Here is a 19,231-nt window from a genome sequence, read left to right as displayed (position 1 = left end):
TGTGGAGTTCACCGATGAAATCGATAGTAGTTATTGCAATGGCCCTGCTGATGGCCAGCCTCGCGCAAGCTCACGAAGGCCCGTTGAACGAAGGAAAAACACGAGAGCAAGCGCGCCAGGAACTTGAGCAGGCTTATAGAGACGGCGTCTTACCCTTCCGGCGGAGCGAATATCCGCCCACTGCGGCAACCAAGAAAAAGAACCGGGAAGCGTACCTCCGAGCACACCCAGAAGAAGCAGCGAAGCCGACAAGTTCGGAAGCCAATGCCGGGCAGTAGTTAGCTTACGGTGAGATGCCGATCACAATCGGCGCATTCCTCAAAACTCGATGTTCCATATGCCCGTTTCGTCGACGGGCTGCACGTGTTTTTACGTGCGAGAGAAGCGACGACGGTAGTGTATTGCGTCAGAAATCGGGCAGATTACTTTGCCCAAACATGACAAAAATATCATCTTCGCCTCATCTTCACACTGCAACAGAAACGTAGCATCGCATCACATCCACCATTGAATGCCGCACATGCTCACGCGAACCCTAGCCGTCACGGCTCTCCTGGCGGCCACAATATCAAACTACACACAGGCGTCTCCCGTTCAGCTCATTGCGGACGAAGGCGGTGTACAAGAGTCTCAGGGCCTTCCATCCAGTCTGCCGCAGGTTTCATTAATCGACGTGCTGGGGCTTGCTGCCCAGAGCAACCCGCTCTTGCGAGGCGCGAGAGCCGAGTCAGATGCATCTGCCGGCGCATTGATGCAGGCAGGCGCACGACCCAATCCTGAATTGTCGCTCCTGCAAGAAGGGTTTGGCGGTACGGAGCGCACCAGCACTGCGACCGTGAACCAGTTGATCGAACTCGGCGGCAAGCGTCAGGCAAGGCTTGATGTGGCGTCGTACGGACGAGAGGTCGCGCTCGCTGCCTTGGATGGAAGAGGTGCAGCATTGCGGGCAGACGTTATCTCCGCGTTTTACGAAGAACTCGCCGCGCAGCGGCAAGAGCAGGTTGCACGCGAATCCGCTGACATTGCCGCCCGCTCTGCCGATCTGGCAGAAAAGCGTGCTCGCGCAGGAAAGGTCTCTCCGGTCGAAGCCACCAAGGCGCGCATTGCAGCAAGTGCGGTGCAAATTGAAGTGACTAACGCCGTCGCGCGTGTCATAACCGCGCGCGAGCGGCTGGCATCCGTCACCGGCAACCCGCGAGTGCGGGGTAGTGCCGCCGGAGGCGATATTGAGTCTGTACCGAGTCTCGAGCCACTGTCCGTACTGGTCAACCAGTTGAACGACAGTCCGGCTACGCGCGTCGCCCGCGCCGAAATGCTGCGTTCAGACGCGGCCATATCCGTTGAACGAGCCAAGCGCACCCCGGATATCACCGTAAGCGCCGGCATGAAGCGCGTCGTCACGGGTGGAGTACCCGACAACCAGGCAGTCATCGGCGTATCGATTCCGCTACCCCTCTTCAACACCAATAAAGGTGCCCTGCTGGAGGCTGCACATAAAGCCGAAAAAGCCAGTGCAGATTTCGACAACGAGCGCTTGCGGCTGCAGCTGGAATTGACCCGTGCATACACGAACTACGAAACTTCGGTTCAGGCGGCTCGCAGGCTCAAGGACGACGTGTTGCCGGCCTCCAAAGACGCATTGAACGCTATGTCGCGCGGCTTTGAACTCGGGAAATTTGCCTTTCTCGATGTGCTCGATGCCCAGCGCACGCTGTTTCAGGCGCAATCGCAATATGTCCAGTCGTTGACCGACGCGCACCTCGCCTATGCGGAAGTCGGGCGTCTGGTCGGCACGCCGCTCCCGGCCGTCTCGCTGTCGAAGAACACTTTACCCTGAAGGAATCACCATGCCGCGTCGTAGAACATATTTCATCGTGGCCGCTCTCGGTGGGATCGGCATCATCATTGCCGCCTACGCGATGACGCAAAAAAAGGAAACGCCGGCGCTTGAGCCGGCGGCCGCCCAGGCTGAACGTGGCGAGGCGAATGCCGGGGCCGGACAGCACGGCGGCGTTCTCCTGAAAAACGGATCACTTACACTCGAAGTCGTGCTCGCGGAAAAGCCGGGCGATTCACGTCTCATCGTCTATCCAGCCAACGATGGCAAGCCCCTGCCCAAGGACGTGATCGTTTCTGCAGCGGTTACCCGTTATGACGGGCAGAAGGAAACGTTGCAGTTCCATCAATCCGGGCAGAAATACACGTCCACCGAACCGATCCCGAAACCGCACGTGTTCGATGCGGTCATCGACGTCAAGGGAGCCGGTCGGAACGCCTCGTTCGAATATTCGCGCACCGACGGCGCGGTGGCGCTATCCGAGGATCAACTGAAGACGTCAAGGATCGACTTGGCCAAGGTTGGTCCGGCGGAGATCGCGACATCGTTTCAGTTGCCGGGGGAGATCAAGTTCAATGAGGATCGCACGGCCCATGTTGTGCCCCGCGTGGCCGGTATTGTGGAGCGTGTGGACGTAGCCATCGGGCAGAACGTCAAGAAAGGTCAGGTCCTTGCGGTGATCGCGAGCACGGGTCTGGCAGATCTCCGCAGTGAACTGCTGACGGCCGAGCGGCGTCTGGCGGCCGCGCGCACGACGTACGATCGAGAGAAGACGCTCTGGAAAGAACGCGTGTCCGCCGAGCAGGACTTCCTGCAAGCGCAAGTGCAATTGCGAGAGGCGGAAATCGCAGCGCAGAACGCTCGCCAGAAGCTTGCTGCGATCAATGCCCCCACAAGCTCTGCCAGCCTGAACCAATACGAGCTGCGTGCGCCGTTTTCAGGAACCGTAGTCGAGAAGCATGCCACCCCGGGCGAAGCCATTGCAGCTGACGCCAACGTTTTCGTGATCTCTGATCTCTCTAGCGTGTGGGCGGAAATGGCTGTTCCGGCGCAGCGACTCAACGACGTGCGAGTGGGGCGCGAGGCCACCGTGAGCGCTGCCGCGTTCGAATCGAGGTCGCGCGGTCCCATCGCCTACGTGGGTGCCTTGCTGGGCGAGCAGACGCGCACCGCGCCCGCACGGGTCGTGCTGCCTAATCCCGATGGCGCGTGGAGACCGGGCATGTTTGTGAACGTCTCGGTCGACGCAGGCAAGCAGGGCGTGCCCATCGCAGTCGCGAGCGACGCGCTTCAAGATGTAGACGGCACACCTTCCGTGTTCGTCCAGTCGGCGAAGGGATTCGTCGCTCAGGCTGTCGAGACGGGACGGCGTGATGAACGGGTTACTGAGGTCGTCAAAGGCCTTCAACCCGGCCAGCAGTATGTCGCGGCCAATAGCTTTGTCCTGAAGGCAGAGCTTGGAAAAGGCGCCGCTGAAGAAGAGTAACAACGCAACCCGCTGTATAAGGACGCGGCGCCGCACGCCGCGCGCTTCCTGCTGCATCAGAGGACTTTCCCCATGTTTGAGCGATTGATTCGCTTCGCGATCGCGCACCGCTGGCTTGTCATGCTGGCGATCGCGGCAGTTGCTGCGTTCGGCGTGTACAGCTATCAGAAGCTGCCGATCGATGCCGTGCCTGACATCACCAATGTTCAGGTGCAAATCAACACTTCGGCTCCCGGCTATTCGCCCCTGGAGGCCGAGCAGCGCATCACATATCCTGTCGAGACTGCTATGGCGGGCCTGCCGAATCTTGAGCAAACGCGCTCGATCTCACGGTACGGCCTGTCGCAAGTGACCGTCATTTTCAAGGACGGCACCGACATCTATTTTGCCCGTCAGCTCGTCAACGAACGTATTCAGGAAGCGAAGGACAAGCTTCCGCCCGGCGCGACGCCCGCAATGGGCCCGACGTCGACAGGACTCGGCGAAATTTATCTCTGGACCGTTGAAGCCGATCCTTCTGCACGCAAGCCAGACGGGACGCGCTACACGCCGTCGGATCTGCGCGAACTTCAGGACTGGGTCGTAAAACCCCAGCTGCGCAACGTACCGGGCGTCACGGAGGTGAACTCCATTGGCGGATACGTTAAGGAGTTTCGCATTGCGCCCAATCCGACCAAGCTGATGTCTTATGGTTTGACGCTGGCTGACATCGTGCGCGCGGTCGAGCGCAACAACGACAACGTGGGCGCAGGCTACATCGAGAAACGCGGCGAGCAGTATCTGGTCCGCGTGCCGGGCCAGGCACGCTCGACGGAGGATCTCGCGAACATTGTCTTGACAAATGTGGGAGGGGTACCCGTTCGCGTAAAGGACATCGCGCAGGTGGATGCGGGCCGCGAGTTGCGCACAGGCGCTGCGACGTCCAACGGGGAGGAAGTGGTGCTCGGCACTGTCTTCATGCTGATGGGAGAGAACAGCCGCGCGGTCTCGAAAGCCGTCGCGCTCAAGATGAACGACGTCAATCGTTCGCTGCCCCCAGGCGTTCGCGCCATCCCCGTGTATGACCGGACAAATTTGGTCGAGAAGGCTGTCGACACGGTCAAGAAAAACCTGCTTGAAGGCGCCGTGCTGGTCATCGTCATCCTGTTCCTGTTTCTGGGTAACATCCGGGCGGCGGTTATCACAGCTCTGGTCATTCCCCTGTCGATGCTGATGACCTTCACCGGCATGGTAAATGCAAAAGTGAGCGCGAACCTGATGAGTCTCGGGGCGCTCGACTTCGGCATCATCATTGATGGTGCGGTGGTGATCGTTGAAAACTGCGTGCGACGGCTTGCACACGCGCAAACCTTGCTTGGCAGACCGCTGACACGCGAGGAACGGTTTGCAGAAGTGTTTGGGGCGTCGCAGGAGGCGAGAAGGGCGCTTATCTTTGGGCAACTCATCATCATGGTGGTGTACCTGCCGATCTTTGCGCTCACCGGCGTCGAAGGAAAGATGTTCCATCCGATGGCCGTAACGGTTGTGATGGCATTGGCTGCAGCCATGGTTCTGACCGTCACATTCATCCCGGCGGCGGTCGCCCTTTTCATCGGCGATCGTGTAGAAGAGAAAGAAAACCGCATCATGGGCTGGGCGCGGCGGGCCTATGAGCCCGTTCTCACCCGCTTCATGGAACAGCCTAAGCGTGTGCTGGCAGGAGCCGTTGTCATCGTTGCATTGACCCTTGGGCTGGCGACTCGACTGGGTAGTGAATTCATCCCAAGCCTCAACGAGGGTGATCTCGCCGTCGCCGCACTGCGCATTCCTGGCACGAGTCTGTCTCAGTCCCTCGACATGCAAAAAACGATCGAGAAGACGCTCAAGGAGCGATTTCCCGAGATCGACCGCGTATTCGCGCGGACCGGGACCGCTGAAATCGCGGCCGACCCGATGCCACCAAATCTCTCCGACGGCTATGTGATGTTGAAGCCGGCGAAAGAATGGCCCAATCCCGACAAATCTCGTGACGACCTGATTAAGGAAATCGAGACGGTTCTCGCCGAACTACCTGGCAACGCGTACGAGTTTTCGCAACCGATCCAGCTTCGCTTCAACGAGCTGATCTCCGGCGTGCGCAGCGACGTGGCTGTCAAGATCTTTGGCGACGATATGTTGGTGCTTAATGGAACGGGTGAGAAAATTGCGGCGGCGTTGAACAAGGTACCGGGTGCGTCCGAAGTGAAGGTCGAGCAGACCACTGGCCTGCCGGTGCTGACCATCAATCTCGAACGTGAAAAGCTTGCGCGGTATGGCGTCACGGTCGCCGATATTCAGGATGCGATCGCCGCCGCGGTCGGCGGACAGAAGGCCGGCACCCTGTTTCAGGGCGATCGCCGCTTTGACATCGTCGTGCGCTTGCCGGACGAGCTTCGTACCGATATTGAAGCAATCAAGCGGCTGCCGATTGCGCTCCCCAATAAGGCCCTGGCGCCGGCAAGCGGTCCGGTCGTGCAGGCGCCGTACGTGCCGCTGGCTGAGCTCGCAACCGTCGAGGTCAGCCCGGGACCGAACCAGATCAGCCGCGAAAATGGAAAGCGCCGCGTCGTGGTCAGTGCGAATGTGCGTGGGCGCGACGTGGGCTCATTCGTTGCCGATGCGCGCCAACAAATCCAGCAGGATGTACAAATTCCGGCAGGCTACTGGGTGTCGTGGGGCGGCCAGTTTGAACAACTCCAGAGCGCGAGTGAGCGCCTAAAGCTCGTGGTACCCCTGGCTTTGTTCATGGTGTTCGTGCTGCTGTTTTTGATGTTCAATAACGTGAAGGACGGTTTGTTGGTGTTTACCGGCATTCCCTTTGCACTGAGCGGCGGTGTCGTATCGCTGTGGGTACGCGACATTCCCTTGTCGATTACGGCAGCGATTGGCTTTATCGCCTTATCGGGTGTCGCGGTCCTCAATGGTCTTGTGATGATATCGTTCATCCGAAGCCTACGAGAGGGTGGGGCGGAGCTTGACGTCGCGGTGAGGGAGGGCGCGCTGACCCGGCTGCGACCTGTCCTGATGACGGCGCTGGTCGCCTCGCTCGGCTTTCTGCCTATGGCCTTCGCAACCGGCACAGGTTCAGAAGTGCAGCGGCCGCTGGCAACTGTCGTGATCGGCGGCATCCTTTCGTCGACCGCACTGACCCTTCTCGTTTTACCGGTGCTGTACCGGATTAGTCATGCAACATCGTTGCGATCCCTGCTTGAAAAGCGCTTCGGCCTTATGGCACCAAGCGGGCTGCAACGGCGCCGGCGTCAATCCCGAGGTAACGTGTAATGCGAATTCTTATTGTCGAAGACGAGGCGAAGATGGGCCTCTATCTGAAACGGGGGCTCTCCGAGGCGGGTTACACCGTCGATTGGGTCGAGGACGGTCTTACCGGCCAGCACCAGGCTGAGACCGAAGACTATGACCTGATAATTCTGGACGTCATGCTACCTGGCCAGGACGGATGGTCGGTGCTGCAAAACCTCCGACGGACGAAGAAGACGCCCGTCCTGTTTCTAACGGCGCGTGACGATGTTGGCGACCGGGTCAAAGGGCTCGAACTCGGCGCCGACGATTATCTATCGAAGCCCTTCGATTTCGTGGAGCTTACCGCCCGCATCAGGGTCATTCTCCGACGGGGGCAGCCCAATGAATCGAGTACGATCCGCGTAGCTGACCTCGAACTCGATCTGACTAAGCGGAAAGCCTTCAGACAAGGCATTGCAATTCTGTTGACCGCAAAGGAGTTCGCGCTGCTCTGGCTACTGATGCGACGTAAGGGGGAAATTTTGCCACGAGCGACGATCGCCTCTCAGGTGTGGGACATGAACTTCAACAGCGATACAAACGTCGTTGATTCATCGATCAGACGCTTACGGTCAAAGATTGATGATGCGTACAAGCCCAAGCTCATTCATACCGTTCGCGGCATGGGATATGTGCTTGAAGTAAGAGACCAGAACTGAATCACATCATCGTTCAATGAAGCGACTCTTTCCTCGGACGCTGCGAGCGAGGCTGACCATGCTCATCGTGGTCTCGACCTCGACCGTCCTAGCCCTCAGCGGTCTTGCGCTTTATGAGGCGCTACGTAGCCGCATCGAGTGGACCGCGTCGGAACAGATGACCAGCATCATGGCCGCGCTGCAAAGCCATTTTGACGAAACCAAAGTCGGTGATGAGATTGCGCGCAATCCCGAAATGTGGTCGGATCTGCTGCACGATCATCCGAACATGGCCATGGCGATCTACGATCGCAACGGCAGGCACTTGCTGCAAACCACGGGATTCCAGCCCTACGGTCCAACCTGGAACTTAAAAGTGCCGACGGGCGGCACAAGCATGGTGCCGCCGAAATCGAAGCTTCACTATCTCGTCGCCTTAGCGCCGCTCAACGCTTCGCTCGGAGAAAGCGTGCGGGTGGTATTGCAGTACGATGGCAGGAAAGATGCGGCCCTGCTAAGAGCCTACGCTTACACGATCGTTGTGATCGAGGTGCTGGGAGTCATGCTGGCCTCTGCGCTCGCATATGGCATTGCCAAGTTCGGACTGAAGCCTTTACGTCAGCTTGTCGCGCGCGCAGAGCAGATGTCCACCACGAGACTTGCTCACCCCTTGCCCTCGCTGGACACGTCGGGCGAGCTTAAAGAGCTTGAAATTGCGTTCAACGGCATGGTGGAGCGGCTAAATGAGTCGTTCACCCGACTGAGCGAGTTCTCATCGAACCTCGCCCACGATATGCGGACACCGCTCACAAATTTGCAGGCCGCGGCTCAGGTGGCCTTGTCGCAAAGGCGCAGCGCAGATGAATACAAGGACGTTATCGAATCGAGCATCGATGAGTTTCAGCGCCTTTCCCGCATGATCGAAGACATGCTCTTCATTGCACGTTCGGAGCGCGCCGATGCTTTGCTCAAGATTCGACGACTCGACGCGGCACGCGAGGCGCAGAGCCTGGCCGGATTTTATGAATCGCTAGCGGAAGAGGTGGGTGTCGCGATTCGGGTCTCAGGGCAGGCGCGAGCCGATGCAGACCTTCTGCTGTTCCAACGCGCGCTGAGCAACCTGATTTCGAATGCAATTGCGCACGCCCCGGAGAATAGCGTAATCAATGTGGAATGTGAGGAAGTTGCTGATCGGACGATCGTAAGCGTATCCGATACCGGCAGAGGCATCGAGCCACCGCACATAGACCGAATATTCGATCGTTTCTACCGAGTGGACCCCTCACGGCACAGTCATTCATCGAGTTCGGGGCTTGGACTGGCCATCGTGAAGTCGATCATGGATAGTCACGGTGGAAGTTGCGGGGTTCAAACAGAGCCGAATGTGCGAACTAGGTTCTGGATAGCGTTTCCGCGTCACACGACCGAGCAGGATGCCCCGCTGCTTTAACTTTTCGATGCGCACAAAGACTTGCGCGCATCCGGGCTCATAACGGGCCGATCTTGCGGTGGTCAGCGGGCGGCAACGCTGTCGTGATGGTCGACATCGGGCGCTGGCTCACCGGCGTGTTTCGTTGCCGCGTGCGTTGCTTTGTTGCGCGCGATCGTCGCCTCGTTCGGCGGGTACTGCGTTTTGTTGCTCGGGATGATCCCGTTGTGTTGCGCCTGCACGAGTTCCTGCCTTACTTGCTCACGCGTCTTAGCTTGCGCCAAAGCCGATTCGGACACCGCGCCGAGGGCGATAGTGGAGGTAACGAGCAGGGCCGCGAATTTGATTGCTTTCATCTGTTTCTCCTTTCAGTGAAGTCGGCCGTTTGGCCGTCTTGAGAAACAGTATGATCGACAACCTATGCGTCACCATGACGTGAAAATGATAATTGTGTGAGAAACCGGAAGGCGGGCTTTTCAGGCCGATGCGCCGCGTTATCGCGATGCGAAGGTCATGATATTCGATTGGCCGTTTGAATGAGCTTCATCGACCGGCCAAAAGCTTCAGCATTACATACTAATTGACATAGCCACGCACTTAACCGCAAGCGCGTCAGAACTCTCGATTCGTGCCGTCGATCCCGGGGGCTTCGGATGTGGTTTGCGCCCAAAGGTGCCCAACCATATCACTGATGACCTGCTTCACATGGTGATCCGCCGCCGCGTAAAAAATCTGCTTACCGCGACGCTCTGCCCGTAAAACGCGAGTCGTGCGTAGAAGCCTCAGATGGTGGCTCACGAGTGGCTGCGACATGCCGTACTTCGCCGCAATATCCGATACGCACGTGGGAGCGCCCAGACACGCGGCGATAATTTTGAGCCGACTGGGATCACCCATCAGCCGGAAGAGCCCGGCGAGCTCCACAAACTGGTCGTCACTCAGCGCCGTAACCGCAGACATAAGTTAGCCCTTGCCAATCAAATCAACACATATTTTTATCTGTATATACTACCAGTTGGATTCGAGCTTGCTCAAGGGATACGGAAATGACATCCAATCACGAAAATGCTGGACATCAGCACCGGCATGGGACCGAAGGCGCCGGTCACGACGCCCACGACCATAATGACCATGAGCATGATCACAAGGGCAGCCACGGCCGTGATGATCATGGGCACAGTCATGCGGGCCACAATCACTTGCACGGGGTAAGCGATCAGCGGCGCATCGGGTGGGCCTTTCTAATCATCGCGGTGTTCATGTTTGTCGAGGTTGTTGGCGGCGTGATTTCGGGTTCGTTGGCGCTGTTGGCGGATGCAGGCCACATGGTGAGCGACGCCGCCGCGCTTGGATTTAGCTGGGTGGCGATTCATTACGGAAGGCGGCCAGCGACGGCGCACTTGTCGTACGGTTATAAGCGCCTCGAAATACTCGCGGCCTTTGTCAACGGTTGTGCGCTGTTCGTGATCGCCATCTGGATTGTGATCGAGGCCGCTCAGCGCTTCGCTTCTCCTGTGCCTGTCATCGGCAAGACGATGCTCATCGTTGCAATAGCTGGTCTACTTGCCAATATCGCAGCATTTGCCGTGCTCCATGGGGGAAACCGGGAGAACCTCAATCTGCGAGGCGCGTGGCTTCACGTCCTCGGAGACATGCTAGGGTCCGTAGCCGCGATTGTTGCGGCCGTCGTCATCCTGTGGACCGGTTGGACGCCCATTGACCCGCTGCTCTCCATCTTCGTCGCCGTGATCATCCTGAAGAGCGCATGGAGCATCGTGAAATCGTCGGCGCACATTCTCCTGGAAGGTACGCCTAAAGGTGTGAACCTGCTCGATATTAAAACCGACCTCGAGAAAAATGTGCCAGCAGTTGCGAACGCTCACCACATTCACGCTTGGTCGATTACCGGTGAGCAACACATGGTGACCCTACACGTCCACCCTACAGCAGGCGCGAATGCTCGCGAGGTCGTGGTCTTGATTCAGCAGAGATTGGCGACGCAGTTCAACATTCAGCATGTCACGGTTCAAGTTGAACACGACGAATGTGTTGACGAGCACTCGAAAACAGGAGATGGAAATGATGCGCCAAGGGTGGTTTGAGACCGCTTTGCGAATAGTCAGCATCCGAATAATGCCGAGCCGAAGCGCAGAGCAGAGTCTCGGTTACAAAGCGAGAAAAGCAAGTAAAAAGAGTCCGGCGATTCGCGTGGACTGCGCACGGCGAGGATCGTCCTCTGCCGTGGCGTGGCCCATCACTTCATTGTCCTACAGGCCAACCTAGCCCACGCGGGAGCCGCCTGTTCGGAAGAAGCAAATGTCTTTGGTTTCTCTGCCGTGTAACCCGAGCCATTGTCAGTCAGTCATTCTATTTCCGACGGTGCCTTCAGGACATCAGGAACCGGTTCTCTATGGCGGCCAGCATGACGTTGCGCACTACGTCGCCACTGTGGCCGCCGGTCGCCGCCGCCCAGTTCATCGCTTCGCAGTCGCGGCGGTCCAGAGCGAACGTGACATGCCGAAGTTCGCCGTTGTCGCAACGAAACCCGAAGCCATCAGAACACCAATGCTGATTGGTTTTCGCCACAGCGAGCTCGCCATCGTGTCGGCGCTGAGGGCGCGGCGACGCCGGGCGGCGTTCCATCAGCAGACCGTCGACGCGCATTACCCGGTACACCGGTTTGCATTGACGGGCGTCGCACCATGATTCTCCCGTTGCCGACGCAAGAGGCCACACACAAGACGGTAGCCATATCTTGGCAAATCAAGCCGAAGGCGCCAGCTTGCCTGCCACTTACTGGACTTACCTTGCGCAACCGCGAACTATTGAGTTGGGAATCTGGCCTCATGAGATAGGGTGGTAGCTCATATCGGAGCGTGTCAATCCACAGACATCGACTTAGCAAGCATCTCACGACGGGTGGCCTGAGTTCACAATCGAAAGAGGCGGGGCGGTACAGGCACAGCCGGCACAAAAATTTATGGGTTGTATAAGTTATCTGCTTCTTTAATTCGGGTAGCAAATAATCAATGCAAATCCGACTGTCTTCCGCTATTAGTAAACTTCTCATCAGTTGTTAGCGGGCGCCGAATCGCGCACTTCGCGTAGAAAAATCGCCGGGGCTAGCAACGATATCTAGACGCAACGGGGCTTGCCTCGGTTGGCGGGCGGCGGATCCTCGTTAATATCGGGGACGTCTACGCTCTGCACGATTCTCGTGCGACATTGCGAGTGAATGCTCGGACGGGCAGTGGCAGCCGCATTAGATCGCGTGGAGATTGGCCAATTGGACAGCGACGACTAAGTTCACGACTAGCGGTCTATGCGCGGGCTACTACGCTATAGTCGATCGCACGATCTGCGTCGCGAGCGTTGCCGGCCGGTTGAAAAAAACCGGCTCCCCACCAGCCGCGATCTGGGCGTGGAGTGTGCGAAAAAGATGTCGCCCCAGAAGACGAACCGCGAAGGTGGTCGCCTGAGGAGTGATTCGATCAAGCGAACATTGCAAGCTCGCTGCGCGGAGGGGATCCATGAACATCTCGCATTTCTGCATTGACCGTCCAATTTTCGCCTCGGTCATATCGATAATCATTACGTTGGGCGGCGCACTCACCATGCTAGCGTTGCCCACGGCGCAATATCCCGACATCACGCCTCCTCAGATTACGATTTCCGCGACCTATCCGGGCGCGAGTGCCGATGTCGTCGCAAACAATGTCGCCGCGCCGATCGAGCAGCAGGTCAACGGCGCAGACAACATGATCTACATGAGCTCGTCGAGTTCCTCGACGGGCAATCTGACGATCAACGCGTACTTCCAGATCGGCACGAACCCGGAACTCGCACAGGTCGACGTGCAGAACCGCGTGAACCTCGCGCTGCCGCAACTGCCGCAGTCGGTAACGAATCAGGGCGTGCAAGTGCAGAAGAAGTCGCAGGCGTTCATGATGGTCATCGCCATCTATTCGCCCGACGAGCGCTATGACGCGACATATATCGCGAACTACGCGAACGTGTATGTCCTCGACGCGCTCAAGCGTATTCCCGGTGCGAACCAGTCGGCCATCTTCGGCACGCCCGACTACGCGATGCGAATCTGGCTTAAGCCCGACCGCATGGCGCAACTAGGTATCACCGCCGCCGACGTGCAGCGTGCGGTCGCTAACCAGAATCAGCAATTCGCCGTGGGACGACTTGGACAATCGCCGACCGGCGCGCCCGTCGAACAATCCTTCGCGGTGACCACAACAGGACGGCTCACCGAACCTTCACAGTTCGAAAATATTATCATTCGTGCGCAATCCGGGGGAGCGGCTATCGTGCGGCTGAAGGACGTGGGCCGCGCCGAACTTGGACAGAAGGACTATTCGATCCGCAGCCGCTTCCAAGGCAAATCGGCGACGGTCCTGGCCGTCTATCAGCAGCCGGGCGCAAACGCACTCGACGTTTCGAATCAAGTGCGCAAGACACTTGCGGAGATGAAAAAGACGTTCCCGCAGGGCATCGACTATGAGATTGCAATGGACACGACGGAATTCACCCGCGCCTCCATTTCTGACGTGGTGAAGACATTCTTCGAAGCGGTCGTGCTGGTCGTGATCGTCGTGTTCGTGTTCCTGCAAAGCCTGCGCGCCACGCTGATTCCGGTGATCGCGGTGCCAGTGTCGATCGTCGGCACGTTCATGGGCATGGAGGCGCTCGGCTTCTCCATCAACATGCTGACGCTCTTCGGCATGGTGCTCGCGATCGGGATTGTCGTGGACGATGCGATCGTCGTAATCGAGAACGTCGAGCGCAACATGACCGTGCACAAGCTCGATCCGAAGACCGCATCCAAGAAGGCGATGGACGAAGTGGCCGGGCCGGTAGTCGCGATCGTGCTCGTGCTGTGCGCGGTGTTCGTGCCGGTGGCGTTCCTGAGCGGCATCACGGGGCAGATGTATAAGCAGTTCGCCATCACGATCGCGATCTCGGTGGTGATCTCGGGTCTGGTCGCGCTGACCTTGTCGCCTGCGCTCGCCGCGTTGCTGCTGAAACCCGGGCATCACGAGAAAAAGGGCTTTTTCCGCTGGTTCGACGTCCAGTTCCTGCGCATGACGCACGGCTACACGAGCGTCGTGCGGCTCATCATCAAACGCTTTCTGATCGCGCTGCTCCTGTTCGTCGGCATGATCGCGCTCGCCGTCGTCATGATGCGCGACATACCGACCGCGTTCCTGCCGCCCGAGGATCAGGGCTATCTGCTCGGTGCGGTGATCATGCCCGATGCGGCATCGCTCGACCGGACTGGAAAAGTCTCCGAACGCGTGACGGATTACTTCATGGGACAGCCGGCCGTTGGCAGCATCACGACGATCGACGGCTTCAGCCTTCTCGACAGCCAGAATAAAAACAACGCGTCGACCTTTTTCGTCGGTTTCAAGAGCTTCGAGGATCGCTACAAGTCGGTCAATATCCGCACGCAGAACGCGCGCGCCGTGCTCCTCGACGCATACAAGCACTTTTCGCAGATCAGGGAAGGCATCGTCGTGCCGCTGAATCCGCCGTCGATTCCGGGTCTCGGCACGACCGGCGGCACCGAGATGTGGATTCAGAGCAAGGGCGATGCGACCATCGGACAGTTCGCGGCCGTGGTGGACGATTTCATCGGCAAGGCCAAGGCGCGCCCGGAGCTGACGGGTGTTACCTCGACCTTCAACGCGTCGTCGCAGCAGATGCTCGCCGATGTCGATCGCGACAAGGCCGAAACGCTCGGCGTGCCCGTCGAAGATGTCTACAGCGCAATGCAGACGATGTTCGGCTCGCTCTACGTGTCGCAATTCAACCGGTCGAGCCGGCTCTGGCAGGTGATTCTGCAGGCAGAGCCGCAGTATCGGCTGAAGCCGGACGATCTTACGCAGATTTTCGTGAAGAGCAAGACCGGCGAGATGGTGCCGCTCAAGGCCATGGTCACGACGCGCTACGTGACGGGGCCCGATCTCATCACGCGTTTCAACAATTTCCCGGCGGTGAAGATCACGGCGAACGCCGCGCCCGGGTACGCGTCCGGACAGGTCATGCAGGCGCTCGAGGATATCGCGAAGGGCCTACCATCGGACTACGGCATCGGATGGAGCGGCGAGGCGTACGAGGCGCAGCAGTCGGGCAGTTCGTCGGCGCTCGTCTTCGTGTTCGGCCTGATCATGGTCTTCCTGATTCTCGCGGCGCAGTACGAGAAGTGGAGCCTGCCGTTCGGCGTGCTGATGGCGGTGCCGTTCGCGATCTTCGGCGCGCTGCTCGCCATTCTCCTGCGCGGCCTCAACAACGACGTGTATTTCCAGATCGGCTTGACGATGCTCGTCGCGCTCGCCGCGAAGAACGCGATTCTCATCTTCGAGTTCGCCGTGCTGAACCGCGAGGCGGGCGCGTCCGTCTACGACGCGGCGATGACCGCCGCCGAAGAGCGCCTGCGCCCGATCGTGATGACCTCGCTCGCGTTCATTCTCGGCTGCGTGCCGCTCGCGATCGCGACGGGCGCGTCCGCGAACAGCCGGCATTCCATCGGCACGGGCGTGATCGGCGGGATGCTCGGCGCGACGGTCATCGCCGTGTTTTTCATCCCGATGTTCTTCTGGGGACTGGAAACGATGTCCTCGCGCTCGAGAAAGAAGAAAGGCGGGAAGACGCCTGCTGCCGATTCGCCGCCGACACCGCCAGCGCCGGGTGCCTCAGGAAGCAACGAAAACGTCAGTTCGTCCGCTTCAGGAAAATGGGGGCGTTGACATACGCGGCAGTCATCCGACCCGGTCTCGTGCTTACCCCATTGCGCTCCTTTTAATTCGGTGGCCGGCAGCGGCAATTGGTTCCTTGCGGTGACGTCACTTAAATCGCGCAGAGGTAGAATTTGGACGGTTTCGCAGGCCCGGCTAGAAACCGCGGGTGTGACTACCAGTCCAAGGGTACGCTCAGACAGACGCGCAGAGCAGGGATCCAGTTGCAAGCAAGAAAAGTAGCAAAAAAAGTCCGGGCGATTGGCCCGGACTAAGCACGGCGAGAATAGTCTTCTGCCGTGCGCGTGGCCCATCACTTCGAAGTCGCACAGTCCCGCTGGCCAGCGCGAACCTGAACTGTGCAGAACTGCCGTTTAGAACTTGTGGCGCAGGCCGAGCGCGACTACGCTCTGGGTGCTTTTTCCGCCGTAGCCGTAAGAGCCAACCGATGCCTGGGCGTCCTGAAGGCCGCCGGTCGTCGTACGCTGAGATCCATTCGCTTTCTGCCATGCCCCTACAAGATAGATATCGGTCCGCTTGGATAATGTGTAGTCAGCGCCGAGCGACACTTGGTGATAGCGCGCGCCGGCGTCTCCTGTGGCGCGTGTAAAGCTGTAGCCAACGCCGAATAGCAATCGCGGGTCGGCCTGGAAGGTCAAGTATCCACGGCCAGTGTCGTACTTCTCCGTGGAGGCGAATGTAGACATCCCATCTGGACGGTAGAGCGCATTGCTGTAATCAATGCCAACGTTGAAGGCGGCGAAAGAGTAGCGCGCTGCTGCCCTGGCGATGCCGATCGATTTTGCCGATATGTACGCGCCATTCACGAGCGAGCCGTCGAACGTTCCGTCCGACGTTCCGCTCCATGTCGTGCGCACTCCGCCAACAGCGGGATTCGAATTGGCGGCATAAAAGTAGCCTCCAGCCACGGACAGCGGCCCGTTGTTGTACGAAATGCCCGCGGACCAGGTCTGGCCGCTTCCTGTCCTGCCGGCGACCCCGCCGAGTGCGTACATTCCTTCAAATTGGAGGCCTGCGATTACCGGCGACGTATATTTGATGGCGTTACTGGTGCGTGAGGAAGTATCGTAATTGTCGACATCGCCCGGTGTCGCGAAGACGCTGCCGAAATAAAAATCGCCAGTCACGGGCCAGACCAGATCGGCCAGGGGATCATACTGACGTCCGAGCGTCAACGTTCCCATTTGCGCGCTGTCGATCCCGACGAACGATTGTCGGCCAAACATCCTTCCACCCTGATTCAGTGCCCCGGTGTTCGGATTGAATCCGTTTTCCAAAGTGAATATCGCGCGCAATCCGCCACCAAGATCCTCACTTCCCTTGAGACCCCAACGGTTACCAAGCAGGTTCCCACTTCCCATTGCCCACAGATTGTCGCCATTTGCGTTTGCGTTGTTGACGTATGTGATCGAGGTGTCCAAGAGTCCGTAAAGATTGACCTGACTCTGCGCAACCGCGCTGCCGGCCGACCCCAGAAGGACGACCGAAACCGCACCCCAGACATTGTGTTTTTTCATTGAATTCTCCGGTAACGGACTCGACTTGCTTGCAATACGGCTACAAGCGGGGTGAGATACAAGAGTCACTACCGACGGATCATAAAAAACAAACGCATTTTAACGATGAGCGCGAAATGACAAGTTTTTCATCTTCGCATCATCTTTGATGCCTGTCTGTCACCATTCGGTCCTGCCACATTCTCAACTTCGGTTTGAAATAAATGCGAGATAGGCTCGTCTGACATTTTTCTCATGTTCGCGTCACGTTCGCGCACTGTTGATCTCACATACTGCTTCCCATGACGCGCCACCTATCGGCGGTCGACTCTTGGAGAACAGAATGAAAACAGCAAAACTCGCGATATCGCTTGCATTGACGGGCATCTCGATCGGCTTGATTTCACCGGCTGCCGTGGCACAGAAATCTCGGGAGCAGGTGCGTCAAGAACTGGTGCAGGCTCGACACGAAGGATTCACGCCCGCCGGCCGGACTCAATACCCGCCCACAGAAGCGGCGACCGCCCGAAACAAGGAAATCCATGTAGCAACAACGCACGGCAACGAGAAGGCGCCGGCTCCCGACCATCACGATCAGGTCGCGGGGCGCTGATCGACTTCGGCGACTTCACTTCAAAGCATTATCGAGATAGTGGGGTCGTGGAAGATGACATCACGACCTCACCTTCTTCGGACACTCCCTTTCGACCTGGAATAGAGTTTTGTTCGCTCTTGGGCCCTCACGATTCAAGAGTTCTATTCGATGGCTCTCGGCATTGCGGAGCAGAAGAGGAGTAGCTTAAATTGGTGAGCAATATGCTTGCGAAATTTTTCTTGGTCTGTACTTCAATCGCCGCGATAAGTCTCACGGGATGCGCTCAGCGTGGGTCGGCCGCTTCAGACACGATCTCGTCGTCCCACGACTCCACGAAACAAATGTCTTCGGCGCTTCCGTCGAACAACCAGGTCGACTATGCGGGGCACCCTTGCACGAGCGCTAATCTGCACGTAAAGGCACACCCTTGCATTTTTCCACGAAATCGATCCGATTAACCGAGCCCAGCAGTTATGGATCGCCGACGATCGTGCGAAAGCGTGGCTGATAGGATCAGCGACCTTGATGGACCTTCTTGAAGGCTAGGCGATGTGAGGCGCCGTTGCTGTGTCGCATTGTTGCACTGCAATTTCCCCGCCAATCGCGCCCATGTTAGGGATTAGTCCAGGCCTAACGCGGGCGCGGTGCTTTTCTAAACGGTCGGGTGGCGCCACGTCATTGGCATTGCACGTTGCGACGAAGCCGGCCGTGTCGTAACTCGTGTTAAGCGACCCGGTTGTAACGGAAGTATGGCCAAATCGCGCAGCATCTACGATGCATCTCTGCGACCATCCCGCTCGGCGGTGCATTTGGCCTCCGTGACGTTATCGGTCACAGCGAGGCACTGCTTCTCGACGTGTTTGTCACCAATGAAGTGCCCCGCTCCTTTTGCGAGCCGCTCGGCTTTGTTACGAATGTCCAGCAGCCGGCCGCGACGCCGCGACCGCTGTGGGTATCGGTAGATCTGCGCCCGATTCGCATGTCTCGCGCAAGCCCGCCAGACTCGGGAATATCCGCGCGCGCTCCTTTGCCGGCGCGCAGTGTGTTGTAGATTAGTTGATTACGAGTGGAGGCAGCGACTTCACGAGATCGTCGATCGCCTTCACCTGATTCAGATACGGCTCGATTTGCGCGAGAGGCAGCGCGCTTGGGCCGTCGCACAGGGCGCGATCGGGATCAGGATGAGCTTCGAGGAACAGTCCCGCCAGACCGAGAGCCATGCCCGCCCGCGCGAGTTCCGCGCTTTGCACGCGCCGGCCGCCTGACGCCGCACTGCCTTGCTCGCGCTGCTGGAGCGCATGCGCGACATCAAAAATGATCGGGGCGTCGCCGCAGGTGCGCTTCATCACGCCGAATCCCAGCATGTCCACCACAAGGTTGTCGTAACCGAAGCACGCGCCCCGGTCGCAGAGAATGAGCTGATCGTTGCCCGCCTCCCGGAATTTCTCGACGATGTGTCGCATTTGCGACGGGCTCAGGAATTGCGGCTTTTTGATGTTGATCGGCTTTCCGGTCTTCGCGAGCGCAACGACGAGGTCGGTCTGTCGCGCGAGAAACGCGGGCAATTGCAGTACGTCCACGACTCGTGCAACCGGCTCGGCCTGCCAAGGCTCGTGCACGTCGGTGATGACCGGCATGCCGAATTCGGCCTTCACTTTTTCG

General features: G+C 58.5%; 13 protein-coding genes and 1 pseudogene. 9 read left to right on the top strand and 5 right to left on the bottom strand.

Annotated features, from left to right (window positions below):
• Positions 1-14 precede the first annotated feature (14 nt).
• The 6 genes from HWX53_RS25845 (at position 15) to HWX53_RS25820 (ending at position 8,729) form a co-directional block, all read left to right on the top strand.
• Complete coding sequence (locus HWX53_RS25845; protein ID WP_175946278.1) at positions 15-278, top strand: DUF4148 domain-containing protein; 264 nt, start codon at positions 15-17, stop codon at positions 276-278.
• Between the two features lie 242 nt (positions 279-520).
• Positions 521-1,837, top strand: coding sequence for a TolC family protein (locus HWX53_RS25840; RefSeq protein ID WP_175946276.1), 1,317 nt, complete (start codon positions 521-523; stop codon positions 1,835-1,837).
• A 10-nt stretch (positions 1,838-1,847) separates the two neighbouring features.
• Positions 1,848-3,323, top strand: coding sequence for an efflux RND transporter periplasmic adaptor subunit (locus HWX53_RS25835; protein WP_175946274.1), 1,476 nt, complete (start codon positions 1,848-1,850; stop codon positions 3,321-3,323).
• Between the two features lie 72 nt (positions 3,324-3,395).
• Positions 3,396-6,623 carry a CusA/CzcA family heavy metal efflux RND transporter gene (locus HWX53_RS25830; protein ID WP_175946272.1) on the top strand — a complete coding sequence of 1,076 codons (3,228 nt, stop codon included), beginning with the start codon at positions 3,396-3,398 and terminating at the stop codon, positions 6,621-6,623.
• Positions 6,623-7,300, top strand: a complete 678-nt coding sequence (gene irlR / locus HWX53_RS25825) for a heavy metal response regulator transcription factor IrlR (protein ID WP_175946269.1) — start codon at positions 6,623-6,625, stop codon at positions 7,298-7,300. The genes HWX53_RS25830 and irlR overlap by 1 nt, the downstream gene beginning before the upstream one ends.
• Before the next feature lie 16 nt (positions 7,301-7,316).
• Positions 7,317-8,729, top strand: a complete 1,413-nt coding sequence (locus HWX53_RS25820; RefSeq protein WP_175946267.1) for a heavy metal sensor histidine kinase — start codon at positions 7,317-7,319, stop codon at positions 8,727-8,729.
• Positions 8,730-8,791: 62 nt separating this feature from the next.
• On the opposite strand, the gene HWX53_RS25815 is transcribed toward HWX53_RS25820, so the two are convergent.
• Entirely contained in the window at positions 8,792-9,064 is a 273-nt protein-coding gene (locus HWX53_RS25815; RefSeq protein WP_175946265.1) for a DUF4148 domain-containing protein, read from the bottom strand.
• Positions 9,065-9,320: 256 nt separating this feature from the next.
• The gene (locus HWX53_RS25810; protein WP_175946263.1) at positions 9,321-9,668 is read right to left on the bottom strand and encodes a metalloregulator ArsR/SmtB family transcription factor; all 348 of its coding nucleotides are present in this window, start codon (positions 9,666-9,668) and stop codon (positions 9,321-9,323) included.
• Between the two features lie 86 nt (positions 9,669-9,754).
• Between HWX53_RS25810 and HWX53_RS25805 the strand changes: the two genes are divergently transcribed.
• Entirely contained in the window at positions 9,755-10,810 is a 1,056-nt protein-coding gene (locus HWX53_RS25805) for a cation diffusion facilitator family transporter (protein ID WP_244140280.1), read from the top strand.
• 263 nt (positions 10,811-11,073) lie between these two features.
• Here HWX53_RS25805 and HWX53_RS25800 read toward each other — a convergent pair.
• Positions 11,074-11,485, bottom strand: a pseudogene (locus HWX53_RS25800) (IS3 family transposase); the annotation flags it as partial.
• A gap of 753 nt (positions 11,486-12,238) precedes the next feature.
• Here HWX53_RS25800 and HWX53_RS25795 point away from each other — a divergent pair.
• Positions 12,239-15,469: a multidrug efflux RND transporter permease subunit gene (locus HWX53_RS25795; protein ID WP_175946259.1), complete on the top strand. Its 3,231-nt coding sequence runs from the start codon at positions 12,239-12,241 to the stop codon at positions 15,467-15,469.
• 362 nt (positions 15,470-15,831) lie between these two features.
• On the opposite strand, the gene HWX53_RS25790 is transcribed toward HWX53_RS25795, so the two are convergent.
• On the bottom strand, positions 15,832-16,995 hold the full coding sequence (locus HWX53_RS25790) for a porin (RefSeq protein ID WP_175946257.1): 1,164 nt from the start codon (positions 16,993-16,995) through the stop codon (positions 15,832-15,834).
• 322 nt (positions 16,996-17,317) lie between these two features.
• Here HWX53_RS25790 and HWX53_RS25785 point away from each other — a divergent pair, with 322 nt between their 5' ends.
• A complete protein-coding gene (locus tag HWX53_RS25785; RefSeq protein WP_175946255.1) occupies positions 17,318-17,587 on the top strand; it encodes a DUF4148 domain-containing protein in 270 nt (89 codons plus the stop codon).
• A gap of 1,034 nt (positions 17,588-18,621) precedes the next feature.
• On the opposite strand, the gene kdsA is transcribed toward HWX53_RS25785, so the two are convergent.
• Positions 18,622-19,231: 3-deoxy-8-phosphooctulonate synthase (kdsA, locus tag HWX53_RS25780; RefSeq protein WP_175946253.1), on the bottom strand; the 610-nt coding region annotated here is incomplete at its 5' end.

The organism is Caballeronia sp. BCC1704, assembly GCF_902833455.1.
Taxonomy (GTDB): domain Bacteria; phylum Pseudomonadota; class Gammaproteobacteria; order Burkholderiales; family Burkholderiaceae; genus Caballeronia.
The sequence above is the reverse complement of the archived record's forward strand: the minus strand, read 5'-3'. Positions and strand labels throughout refer to the sequence as shown.